A 12,109-nucleotide genomic window follows, 5' to 3' on the forward strand; every position below is an offset into this window, starting at 1 on the left:
CCGAGTGAGGCTGAGTTCGGCAGTGCCCGGCATCAAGGACATCGCGCCCGCCGGGCCGCGTATCGCCGTCTCGGGCGCCGCTCCGGCGGCTACCCGGGCAGGCTCCCGGCCCTGCCGATGTCACAGGAGAGGTCGAGCCCGAGAACCTGGTCGAGATGGAGGAACGTCTCGAAGCGGGCCCCCGGCGCGACGGAGCCGTCGCGTTCCAGCTCACGCAGCAGCCGCAGCGCCAGCGGGGTGTCGAGGTCGTCGTCGAAGGCGGCCTCGACCCGGGCGACCCACTCGGCGGGCATCGGGACGCTCGGCGACTCCGACCACTCGGCGACACGGGCCCGCCAGCGGCGCAGAGTCAGGTCGGCGGCCCGCAGGGTCTCCCAGGTGAGGTTCACCGGCCGCCGGTGGTGGTGCTCCAGGAACGCCAGCCGCACGGCCAGCGGGTCGAGACCCGCGCCCGTCACGTCCTTGAGCAGCACCGCGTCGCCACCGGACTCCGGTATCCCGTGCCCGTCGAAGAGCACGTTCTCACTGTGGACCCAGTGGCGCACCACCTCGTGCCCGGCGGCGGCGTCGCACTGCGCGCGTCCGTACTCGTGGTGCGGGAAACGGAGATCGACCCCGCCGGTGTGCACGTCGACGCGCTCGCCGAGGAACCGCAGCGACATGACCGAGCACCCGAGGTGCCGGCCGGGAAGACCCCGGCCCCAGGGTGCCTCCCAGGCCGGCCCCCGGTCGGCGGCCCGCCACAGCACCCAGTCGGCGGGGGACCGTCCGCCGGCCCCGGCCCTGGCGTCGCCGGGCCGGCGACCCGGCCCGGCACCGTCGAGCCGGTCGCCGGAGACCTCCTCGTACGAGGAGACCTCCCCGTACGAGGGGAAGGAGGCCGCGTCGAAGAAGACCGACCCGTCGGGGGCCGGGTAGGCGTGTCCCTTCCCGATCAGCTCGGCGACCAGCTCGATCATCGGTTCGATCGTCTCGGTCGCCCGCGGGGAGTGCTCGGGCGGCCTGATGTTCAGCGCGGTCGCGTCCGCCGTGAACGCGTCCTCGTGGAGCCGTGCCGCCTCGTGGAGCCGCGCCGTCTCCGGCGCGTCACGCCCCTCGGCACGCGCCTGGGAGAGGACCTCGCCCGCCGGGGCCGCACCCGCCGGGCCGGTGCCGGCGTCATCGGCCGGACGCCCCACGTCGATGATGTCGCGGCAGACGACGACCCGCAGCCGCCGCCGCTCACCGACCCGTCTGATCAGGTCCGACAGCAGGTGCGAGCGGAGGTCGCCCAGGTGGGCGAACCGGTGGACCGCCGGACCGCAGGTGCGCATCCGCAACGCGCGGGCCCCCTCGGGGACGATCCGCTCCACCTGACCGGTCCGGGTGTCATACAGCCGCAGCACGCCTCCGAGCCTACGCGCTCAGGCCCCGCCCTCGAGGAAGGAGAGGATGTCGCGGTCGCCCCGGTCACGCAGGCGGGCGAGGACCTCCTCCCGCGTGCACCCGTCGTGCAGGCCGATCCGGGCGCCGATCAGACGCAGACCCTCGGCCTCCGACGCCACCGGAGCGGTGTAGCCGATCAGGTGCAGCGCCCGGTTCAGCGGCGGGACGGCCGGCGACGCGGCGGGCAGGTAGCGGGTCAGCAGTTCGCCGCCGTCGGAGACCGTCAGGAAGACGTGGTCACCCTCGGAGGCGTTCGCGGCGATCAGCACCGGGCGGATGGAACCCATGGTCGGCTGGTTGTGCCAGCTGATCACCACGTCGCCGGCGGGGGTGGACGCGGTGAGCTGACCGCCGGGCGCCATGCCGAGGTGCGCGGCGAAACCGGTCGGCAGCGGCGACCCCGAGCCGCGCAGGTGCTCGGCGTTGACGTCCACCCGGTGCCACCAGCGCCCGTCGCGGCTGCGGAAGCAACGGCGGGTCTCCGAGACGTCACGGCGCGGCTGGTAACCGGACTGCTCGGTGCCGGCCACCCGGATCCACCCGCGCTGGGTGCGCTCGAAGCCGGGGCCGCCCGCGTAGGCGCGGACCGAGCTCTCGCTCACGTCGTAGCGGCTGGTGAGGTTCGTGACGATGGTGTTGACCGACGCCTCGCCGTTGGCCCGCTCGATCTCCCGGGCGATCATCTCCCGGATGCCCAGGTACTGTTCGCCGCCCCAGCGCGCCAGCCCGTACTTGTTCCGGTCGACCCGCAGGAACCGGTCGTCGGCGGTGAGCTGGTTGCGGATGCCGACGAGGCTGTAGTCCTCGCCGATGCGCTCCTGGATCTCCTCGGGCGTCAGCGGGCCGCCCGCCACCGCGAGCACGGCCTCGGCCTTGTCGTTGACGCTGCGCGGCCACTGCACCACGTGGTTCTCCAGCACCCGGAGCTGGGGCACGGCGATGAGCCAGCGCTCGGCCACGTCCTCGCGGATGCCGAGCTGGCTGGCCAGGGTGATGGCCTCCTCCAGGGGGCGGGGCCCGTCGCCGAACAGCTGCCGGGTCTTCTCCCTGAGCTCGTCGGCCCCGCCGGCGACCAGCCAGCCGTCGACCTGCTCGTAACCGCTCAGCATGGTCCGGACGAACCGCCAGGCGGGGATGCCCAGCGTGGACAGCTCGGTGCGGTGCCACGGCACCGCCGCGGCGAGGTCGTCGGCCGGCACGGCGGAACCGAGCCGGCCACGCAACCAGGACACGTGGGCGACCAGCGGCGCCGCGTCCTCGGTGGCCAGCCACGCCTCCACGTGGTCGCGCAGGTCCCGCTCTATCTGCCGGATGCGTTCCCTGGTCACCGAGAACCGCTGGGCCAGGTCGTCGAGCGTGGCCCGCTGGGAGGCGTACAGCCGGTCTCTGGCGATGGCCCGCTGCCGGTCGTCCAGGGCGGCGAAGACCTCGTCGATCACCTCGGGCAGCGGCCGGTCCGGGCGGGACGGACGCATCCGGGAGACGCTCTCCTCGGTGACCGGTTCGAGCAGCCGCTCGAACACGGAGGTGAAGAGCTTGTGCACCGTCTCGCGGCCCAGCCCCTCGGGCGTGTGCACGCTCGACGCCGGGTCGGAGAACCTGAGCAGGGGCAGGACGTCACCGAGCATCAGGTGTCCCCAGCACGTCAGCGCCAGGTCGGTCAGGCGTCCGGCGACCTCGGACGTCCCGATGGTCGAGCAGGCCCTGTCGAGCGGCAGCGCCTGCCACCACGCCTCAGGGAGGCGGGGGTCGGTTGCGATCGGCGCTACCTGGCCGGGAGAGGTCCAGCGCAGGGGTGGCGCGATGTCGCTCAGGCTGAGGTTCATTGAGGTCCAACCGGCAAAGGGGAATATATCCGCAGTTCAGACTATGTGATCAGGTGGGAAGGAAGGGACTGGCCCGTCCGGAGTGGGATACGTAGAGAGATTCCAGCGCCCGGGTGCACGCGACGTAGAGCAGGCCGCGCTCCCGCTGGAGGTCGTGCGCTCTGGCGGCCGGGTCCTCCCCGGCCGGGGTCAGTGAGTCGGGGTCGGGCACGATCCCGTCGGCCACGCCGATCACGGCGACCCGCCGGAACTCCAGCCCCTTCATGCCGTGCAGTGTCGTCACGCGCACCCCCAGATCGCGCAGGGCGGCCCGCGCGTCGCGCACGAGCCCGGTGGTCCTGGCGGCCACCGCGATCTCCCCGGGTGGCACACCGTCCCGTATCCACTCTCTCACCTGCGCCACCAGCCCCGTCAGCTCATCCCGCGGAGAATCGTAGGCGCGGACCACCGGCCGCGGACCGTGCCGGGTGGCGCGGAAACCGTACAGCTCCTGCACCCCATTGACCAGCCCGTCGGCCGGGCCGCCGCCGCGCAGCCGCACCCCCCAGGAGAGGATCTCCTGGGGCAGCCGGTACGACACCTGGAGCTGCCACCGGACGGCGTCGATCCCGACCGAGGCCAGCGCCACCCGCGTGTCGAAGATCCGCTGATGCGGGTCGCCGACGATGAACATGTCGTCGCAGGCGTGCGGCACCGCCACGCGCAGCAGCCGCCACTGCGCGGGATGCAGGTCCTGCGCCTCGTCCACCACGATGTGCCGGTACGGCTCCCGGGCGGGTTCCGCCTCCTCCAGCAGGTCACCGGTCGTCCGGCCGAGCAGCACCGACGCCTCGGCGGCCAGCTGGAGCAGGGTACGCCGGCCGCGTTCCCGCAGCTGCTCGGTGACGTGCTCGACGGCCCGCCAGACGGTCTTCCGCTCCTCGTCGGACAGCTCGACGCTGCGGCCGGGACGGGGGGCGACGAGGTACTCCTCCAGGGTCCGCAGGTTCTGCGCGAGCACCACCTGCTCCCATTCGCGCAGCAGGAACGCCGGGCTGTGCCCGGTGTCGGACTCCTCCCACAGCGCGGTCAGCTCCGTGGCCCCCACCAGCGACGGCGGGCGTCCCTCCGCCTCGGCGACGATGCGGTGCGCCAGCCGGTCCACGTTGCCGACCTCGATCCGCTTGCGGACCGTCTCGTCCTCGACCAGGACGTCGAGCTTGGCCGCGAGGTCGGCGCTCAGCCCCTGGGAGAAGGTGACGAGCAGGATCTGCCCGCTGCCGCGCCTGGCCAGGTGGGCCGCCCGGTGCAGTGCGACGAGTGTCTTGCCGGTGCCCGCGCCGCCGGTGACCAGCGTCGGCTGCGGGTAGGACTCCCAGTGCGCCAGCCGGTGCTGCGGCGGGTGCAGGAAGACGCACCAGCCGGGTGCCTCCAGCACCCGGTCGAGCTCGCCGGGGTGAGCGGTGAAGACCGCCCGGTCGGGACTGCGCAGCAGCGCGGCGCCGAAGTCCTCCGGGTTGACCGGCTCGGAGTCGGGGGGGAGGGCCCGGCAGTTCTCCAGTTCGCGCCGGGCCCCGGTCATCGACTCCCCCCTGGCCAGCGCGGCCAGCGGTTCGTACTGGGTCGGCGGCAGCAGCGATTCGAGCGCCTCCAGGGTCAGCTCGTCGGTGATCTGCCTGACCAGCGGCAGGAACCGGCCGTCGATGCCCAGTTCGGCCAGGTCACCGTCGCGGACGTCGGCGAACAGCCGGGTGGGGGTCGCCTCGGCGGCCCTGCGCATCGCGGGACGCACCCGGTCGAGCGCCACCGCGTCCCACATCTCGACCACGCCCAGCGCCGTGTTGACGCCGAACCGGTAGCGCTGCGCGTACGCCCACGCCTCCGCGTCCGGCAGGACCGTCAGCAGCCAGTAGACGTCCCGTTGCCTGACCACGACGCCCCGGTACCCGTCGGCCAGCCTGAGCGAGGCGACCCGGGGATCCCTGGCCCCCGTGACCCGTTCGGGGTGCGGCGCTCCCTCCGCGTCCTGCAGGAACCTGCGCGCCGAGAGCACGACGTCGCGGCGCACCGGCTCGGGCAGGGTGCTGAGTTCGACGGGGAACTCCGGGGAGACGGCGAGGCGGGGCATGGGCTAGGCCAACAGTGACAGGAGATCGCGGTCACCGCGTTCTCGCAGACGGACGAGGAGGTCGGGCATCGCCACCGGGCTCGGCATGCCGACCCGGGTGGCGATGACCCGTCCGGCCTGTTCGGGGGTGCCTCCCGAGGCGGTGTAACCGACCAGGCGCAACGCCCGCGCCGTGTTCTCCACCTCGGCCGTCGCGGCCGGCAGGTGCCTGGCCCGCAGCACCCCCTCATCCGACAGGGTGAGGAACAGGTGACTGCCCTCCCTGGCCCCCACGTCCGCCAGGAGAACCGCGAGCGACTCCAGGGCGGGCCGTTCCCGCCAGTCGAGGACCATGTCCCCGACCGCGCTCGTGACCGTGCGGCGGCTGCCCGGCGTCATCCCCAGGTACGCCGCGAACCCGCTGGGCAGCGGGCATTCGCCACCCTGGAGGTGCTCGGCGGTGACGTCGATCCGGAGCCACCACCGGCCGTCCGGCTGCCGGAAGCAGCGCCGGGTCAGTGAGACGTCCTTCAACGGACGGAACGCCGCCCTGCCCTGCTCCCCGTCGGGTTCGCCGCCCTGCCGCGCGGGGGGCAGCCCGGCGGCGTGAGGCATCTCCGCGGGGGGATTCTCCACGGCGGCCTCCCCCGGGGAGGGCTCCTCCGCCGGGAGGCCACTCGTGGAGGGCTCCTCCGCGGGGAGGGCGTCCGTGGAGGGCTTCTCGGCGGGGAGAGCACCCGTGGGCTTCTCCGGGGGGAGAGTAGTACCCATGGGCTTCTCCGTGGGGAGACCACCCGCGGAGGGCTTCTTCACGGCGGCCTCCCCCAGGGAGGGGTCCTCCGTGGGGAGGGCACTCGTGGGGGGCTTCTCCGTGGTGAGGGCCGGAGCCCCGCCCGCCCGCTGGGGGACGCGCTCGCCTGCGCCGAGGATACGGAGCTGGGGCACGTTCTCCAGCCACGCCTTGGACACCTCAGGGTGGATGCCCAGGGAGGAGACCATGTCGAGGGCCTTGCTGATGGTCAGCGGCGGCTTGGCCCCGCTGATCATGTCGCGCGTGCGGTGACGCAGTTCCGTGATGTCACCCTCGACCAGCCACTCGTCGACCAGGTGGTAGCCCGGCATGCTGGCCAGCACGAACTGCCAGGCCGGAACGTCCAGGGAACGGAGCTCGCGGGTGTGCCAGTCGGCGGCCCCGATCAACCGCTCCCGGGGCGCCGCCTTGCCGAGGAGCCGTTCGACCTCCTCCAGGTGCTCCCGGTACGGCGCCGCCTCGTCGGAGGCGATCCATTCCGCGAGCTCCCGGCGCAGGTCCGCCTCGATGTCGACGATGACCTGCGGCGGTACGGCGAACAGCTTGGCCAGCTGATCCACCGCCGCCGGGGTGTCGCTGAACACGATGTTCTGCGCCACGGCCCAGCGCTTGTCCTCGGTACCGGCGAAGACACCGTCCAGCAGCGCGTGCAGGTCCGCCGGCGCCACGGGAGCCCCGGCCCCGGCCGCGAGCGGCTCCGCCTCCTCCCGCGGTCCCGGTACGGCTCCGGCGCCCACGCCCATCGGAGCCTGCGCGTCCTGGTGTACGGGAGCGTCCGCCGAGGCCGCGGCGTCCTCGGCGTCCTCGGCTTCTTCGGTGTCCGCAGCTTCCTCGGTGTTGTTTCGGGTGCCGGGGTCAGGCTGGGTTTCGGGGGCGGGCTGGTCTTCGGCGAGCGCCTGATCCTCGATGCGGTCCCGAGGTTCGGCCTCTTCACCGGCCTCGGCGACTCCCTGAACCTCGGCCTCCTCTCGAACCTCGGCCTCCTCCCGGGCCTCGGTGTCTCCCCGGGCCTCGGCATCCCGGGCTTCCGTGTCGCGGGCGCCGTCGTCCACCGTCTCCCTGGTGTGGGACGGCGCGTCGGCACCGTCCACCGCGTTGGCGTTGTCCACCTCGGCGCCGTCGGCGGCGTCGTCGGCCCGTGCCTCTGCCGGAGCGTCGACCTCCGCGAGCGCCTGCTTCTCCGCCTCGGCCGGCTTCTCGACCGCCTCCATCCCGCTTACGGAGCCGGCTTCCGCAGGTGCCTGCTGCCCCGCGTCCGCGTCCGCTTCGGCGTTCCCGTCCGCCTGTGCGTCCGCGTCCGCTTCGGCGTTCCCGTCCGCCTCGGCCCCGAGCCGTGCTGCGGGCGGCACGCCCCCGACCGTGTGCAGTGCTTCTTCGGGTGCTTCTTCGGGCGTGGGCGGTGCGACCTCTCGCATGACGGCTTCCGGCACGGCGACGGCCGGGGCGGGCAGGGGAGCCGGGGCCGGGGCGGCGGGGGCCGGGTGGGCCAGCTGGGAGAAGACCGCCGCGAAGAGGGTGTGCAGCAGAGGCACCGGCTGAATGAACGGCTGGTCGCGCAGATCATGGCCGGTGAGCGCGAGCAGTCCCGTCCAGGAGCCCGTACGGTCCAGGGCGATCGCGGTGCAGGGCTCGTCGGCCTCGTCGGGGTCCAGAACGTGCAGGGCGGGCAGGACGTCGCCCACGGCCGCGGCGGGCCAGTGGAGCAGGGTGACCTCGGTGAGGATCTCCGCCAGCCTCTCCGGGCCCAGCACGGCGAGCACCCTGGTCATCGGCAGACTCCGCCACCAGGCGCCCGGAAGACCGGGTTGTTCACGCAGAAGTGGGATCGTGGCCGCGTCGCTCCAACGTAGCGGCGGCACGAGGTCACTCAGACTGAAGTTCATTCGTTCCCTTCACCAGCCCCTCAAGCCGCCCGAGTCACTCCATGTGGCCGGAGAACGAGACTCATGGAACAGACCATATTCTGGCAAATCGCCCCGGCGTGTTGGGTCGGTTCAGCGACGTACGGCCGCGAACCTGAGCCGGACGTAGTCGGCCATCCAGCCGGTCTCCCGCCGCAGGGCGGGGGCCGCCAGTTCGTTCACCCGGGCCAGCAACGAGTCGACCATATCCCCGGGCACCTGGCGGAGCAGCGAACCGGCGAACATCCGCACCCAGTCGGCGGCTCCGTCCGGGCACTGGTCAAGGGGGGTCGGCCGGTCGAAGTACTCCAGCAGGCGGACGGTGAAGCCGCCCTTCTCCAGTCGTGTGGCGTACTCGGCGGGGCTGGGGAAATACCACGGCAGGTCGGGTTCGGGCAGCCCGAACTCCCGCCAGGCGGTGGACAGCGCCGCCGTCAGCGCGGCGCAGTTGCCCGCGCCGCCCATCTCGGCGACGAACCGCCCGCCCGGGACCAGGGCCTCCCGGACGTTGGCGATCACCGCGTCCGGTTCGCGGCCCATCCAGTGCAGCGCCGCGTTGGAGAACACCGCGTCGCAGGGCTGGGCCACCGTGAAGTCGCGGCCGTCTCCCACGGTGAACTCAAGCCCGGGGTGGAGCGTCAGCGCCTTGTCGATCATGGCGGGAGACCTGTCGATCCCCAGGACGTGGACGCCCCGGGAGGCGATCTCGGCGGTCAGCACCCCCGTGCCGCAGCCGAGGTCGACGACGCGCTCCCCGGGCTGCGGGTCGAGAAGCTCGACCAGGGGGGCGCCGTGGGCCGAGACGTATCCGAAGCTGCTGTCATAGGCGCGAGCGTTCCACCTCATCATGCTCGGGGTGTCGTAGCGCAAGACGATCAGCTCACATTCCGAGACGCCGCGGCCTCTTGTCGATGCTCTGCAGACACTTTAGAGCCTCGGGGAAGTCGCGACATATCAGTCTCAGCGGCACCGGACCTACCCGATTTTCTCCGCCCACGCGCGCTTGAGATACCCCCTGGCCGTGTCGATCTCGGCGACGGTGAGGACCACGGGCTCGGCGTTCGCGGTGGGCAGCTTCGCCGCGAGCTCCGTGTCGAGCGTGCCGCGCATCCGCAGGGCCTCCATCCTGGCCGGACGGGCGTAGCCCTTCAAGAAGAGGTTCTGGCCCCGGTCCGAGAAGAGGAACTCCTGCCAGAGGCGGGCCGCCGCCGGATGTGGAGCCTTCTTGCTGATGGCCTGGACGTAGTACGAGCCGAGCACGGCGTCGCGGGGGATCGCGACCTTCCACGCCTTGTTCCCGGCCGCCCGCGCCGCGTTGTGGTAGTCCCAGTCGACGATGACCGAGGCGGCCTGCGCGCTGGCCGCGAGGTTGCCCGCGCTCTTCAACCGGCCGAAGAACTCCACGCCCCGTTCGGCCCTGGCCTCGCCCCCCTTGATCGAGGCGGCCATCACCCCGTTGAAGGCCGCCGAGACCTGCCGGGGGTCGCCGGCCAGCGAGACCTTGTAGCCCGGTTTGAGCAGGTCGGAGAAGGACGACGGGGCCGGGGCGCTGTCCGGCCGGTAACCGATGGACATGTAGCCGCCGTACCCGGCGTACCAGTTGCCCCGCTGGTCCTTGAGGTGGTCGGGGATGTCCTGCCACCCCTGGACCTTGTACGGCGCGAACGCGCCGGCGTTGGCCACGGCGACGTCCATGCTCAGGTCGAACACGTCCGGCTTGAGAGAACCGGCGACCTCGATCGCCCTGGCGCTGCTCGCGTCCGGCTCAACCTGGTTGACCTTGATGCCGTACTCGTCCGCGAACGCGTCGATGATCTCGCCGTAGTTCACCCAGTCGCGCGGCAGCGCGATCACGGTGAGCGAGCCCTCCTTCCTGGCCGCCTCGACGAGGCGGTCCATCGTGGAGAAGCCCTCCTGCAGGGAGGCCGCGCGGGCGTTCACCGGCGGCAGGTGCGGGGTCTCGGTAGCCGGGGCGCCACATCCGGCGATCGTGGCCGTGAGGATCACGGCGGCTGCGGCGCTGGTGCGTACGGTCACGAGGCGTATACTCCCCGTGACGGGATCGCCCGTCGAGCAGGCGCGGCTTTTCTTGGGGAACGGCTTACGCGCGTCCGGGCCCGGGGGTCACCCGTGAGGCCCGGCGGTCACCCGCGAGGAGGCGGCGACGCCACGATCCTGGCGGCCACGAGTGTCTCCGCCTCGATCTCGACCAGGGTCCCGTCGCGCTTGCGCACTCCCAGCACGCCGTCGCGCCAGAACTCCAGCACCCCCACGGCGTCACGGAAGCCGTCCGGGCAACGCCTGCGGGTGGTGACTCTCCTACCCACGTCGGAAGGGGTTAGGCTGACAGTGAGGCGAGCTCCGAAACCGTGGTTCACCGTCTTTTGCCCCCTCCCGTTTCAGACACCTGGCGGGCACGGCAATACTAGGGCGTAGCAACCCGCGGTCGAAGTCGTGCCTAGGTGCGTAAAGGAAGAAGGAGCCCGAGGTGACCTACGTCATCGCGCAGCCTTGCGTGGACGTCCTGGACAAGGCGTGCATCGAGGAGTGCCCCGTCGATTGCATCTACGAGGGCGAGCGCATGCTCTACATCCACCCCGACGAGTGCGTGGACTGCGGTGCGTGCGAGCCCGTCTGCCCCGTAGAGGCGATCTTCTACGAGGACGACCTTCCCGAGCAGTGGAAGGACTTCTACAAGGCGAACGTGGACTTCTTCGAGGACCTCGGGTCGCCCGGCGGCGCCTCCAAGGTCGGCAAGATCGCCAAGGACCACCCGGTCGTCGCGGCGCTGCCGCCGCAGGCCGAGGGGCACTGAACATCACCCGCGTCCCCGGACGGACCGGGCGGCCCGTGACGGCCGTCCGGGGACGCGGGTGGAGCCTTGTTCCCAGGGTTCCCAGGGTTCCCCGGGGCCGGGCTCCGACGAGAACACCGTCCTCCCGGTCCACCGGGCCGGGAGTCGCCATTCGGGGAGAACTGTGATCGGCCTGCCGGACTTTCCGTGGGATCGGCTCACGCCGCTGAAGCAACTGGCGGCGTCGCATCCCGACGGGATCGTCGACCTGTCGGTGGGCACACCCGTCGACCCCGTCCCCGCCGTCGTGCGCCAGGCGCTCGCCGACGCCGCCGACAGTCCGGGCTACCCGCTGACCTACGGCACCGAACGCCTGCGCTCGGCCGCGGCCGGATGGCTGCGCCGCAGGCACGGCGTCGACCTCGACCCGGCGGGTGTGCTGCCGCTGATCGGCTCCAAGGAGTTCGTGGCCTGGCTGCCGACGCTCCTCGGAATCGGTTCCGGGCAGCGCGTCGTCTTCCCCGAGCTGGCCTACCCCACCTACGACGTGGGCGCCCGCCTCGCCGGCGCCGAGTCGTACGCCACCGACGGGCTGCTCGCGCTCGGCCCCGAGCAGGTGCCGCTGGTCTGGGTCAACTCCCCGTCCAACCCGACCGGCAAGGTGCTGCCGGCCGACCACCTGCGCAAGGTCGTCTCCTGGGCACGCGAGCGCGGCGCGGTCGTGGCGTCCGACGAGTGCTACATCGAGCTGGGCTGGGAGGAGCAGCCGGTCTCGATCCTGCACCCGGACGTCTGCGGCGGCTCCCACGAGGGCCTGCTCGCGGTGCACTCCCTCTCCAAGCGTTCCAATCTGGCCGGGTACCGCGCGGGGTTCGTCGCGGGCGACCCCGTCCTCGTCCGGCGCCTGCTGGAGGTCCGCAAACACGCCGGGATGATGGTGCCCGGCCCGGTTCAGGCGGCGATGGCCGTGGCCCTCGACGACGACGAGCACGCCGAAGAGCAGCGAGCCCGCTACGCCGCCCGCCGCGCCGCGCTCCGGCCTGCCTTGGAGGGTGCGGGCTGGAAGATCGAACACTCCGCCGCGGGCCTGTATCTCTGGGCGTCCGACGGGTCCGGCTGCTGGGACCAGGTCCGTGCCCTCGCCGAGAAGGGCATCCTGGTCGCGCCGGGCGACTTCTACGGCCAGGCCGGCAGCGGGCATGTCCGCGTCGCCGTGACGGCCGTCGACGAACGTATCGATGCGGCGGTGCGCCGCCTCCAGTAGGA

9 protein-coding genes are annotated in these 12,109 nt (G+C 72.3%); 2 read left to right on the forward strand and 7 right to left on the reverse strand.

The genetic code is table 11. The features are described 5' to 3' along the window. Positions 1 to 89 precede the first annotated feature (89 nt). The 7 genes from F4562_RS21000 to F4562_RS21030 form a co-directional block, all read right to left on the reverse strand. Complete coding sequence (locus F4562_RS21000) at positions 90 to 1,385, reverse strand: cysteine--tRNA ligase (RefSeq protein ID WP_184544975.1); 1,296 nt, start codon at positions 1,383 to 1,385, stop codon at positions 90 to 92. Between the two features lie 18 nt (positions 1,386 to 1,403). After that, positions 1,404 to 3,251 (reverse strand): sigma factor-like helix-turn-helix DNA-binding protein, encoded by a 1,848-nt coding sequence (locus tag F4562_RS21005; protein ID WP_184544977.1) that lies wholly within the window; start codon positions 3,249 to 3,251, stop codon positions 1,404 to 1,406. A 49-nt stretch (positions 3,252 to 3,300) separates the two neighbouring features. Beyond that, the gene (locus F4562_RS21010) at positions 3,301 to 5,358 is read right to left on the reverse strand and encodes a UvrD-helicase domain-containing protein (protein ID WP_184544979.1); all 2,058 of its coding nucleotides are present in this window, start codon (positions 5,356 to 5,358) and stop codon (positions 3,301 to 3,303) included. Positions 5,359 to 5,361: 3 nt separating this feature from the next. Then, positions 5,362 to 7,917: a hypothetical protein gene (locus F4562_RS21015; RefSeq protein ID WP_184544981.1), complete on the reverse strand. Its 2,556-nt coding sequence runs from the start codon at positions 7,915 to 7,917 to the stop codon at positions 5,362 to 5,364. 225 nt (positions 7,918 to 8,142) lie between these two features. Further along, positions 8,143 to 8,919, reverse strand: a complete 777-nt coding sequence (locus F4562_RS21020; RefSeq protein WP_246473497.1) for a class I SAM-dependent methyltransferase — start codon at positions 8,917 to 8,919, stop codon at positions 8,143 to 8,145. A 105-nt stretch (positions 8,920 to 9,024) separates the two neighbouring features. Continuing rightward, entirely contained in the window at positions 9,025 to 10,086 is a 1,062-nt protein-coding gene (locus F4562_RS21025; protein ID WP_184544983.1) for an ABC transporter substrate-binding protein, read from the reverse strand. Between the two features lie 107 nt (positions 10,087 to 10,193). Continuing rightward, on the reverse strand, positions 10,194 to 10,376 hold the full coding sequence (locus tag F4562_RS21030; RefSeq protein WP_246473498.1) for a putative acetyltransferase: 183 nt from the start codon (positions 10,374 to 10,376) through the stop codon (positions 10,194 to 10,196). A 161-nt stretch (positions 10,377 to 10,537) separates the two neighbouring features. Between F4562_RS21030 and fdxA the strand changes: the two genes are divergently transcribed. Together fdxA and dapC are read left to right on the forward strand one after the other, a co-directional pair. Further along, complete coding sequence (fdxA, locus tag F4562_RS21035; protein ID WP_184544987.1) at positions 10,538 to 10,864, forward strand: ferredoxin; 327 nt, start codon at positions 10,538 to 10,540, stop codon at positions 10,862 to 10,864. A gap of 163 nt (positions 10,865 to 11,027) precedes the next feature. Continuing rightward, positions 11,028 to 12,107, forward strand: coding sequence for a succinyldiaminopimelate transaminase (gene dapC / locus F4562_RS21040; protein WP_184544989.1), 1,080 nt, complete (start codon positions 11,028 to 11,030; stop codon positions 12,105 to 12,107). Positions 12,108 to 12,109: the final 2 nt, after the last annotated feature.

The organism is Streptosporangium becharense (assembly GCF_014204985.1).
GTDB lineage: Bacteria > Actinomycetota > Actinomycetes > Streptosporangiales > Streptosporangiaceae > Streptosporangium > Streptosporangium becharense.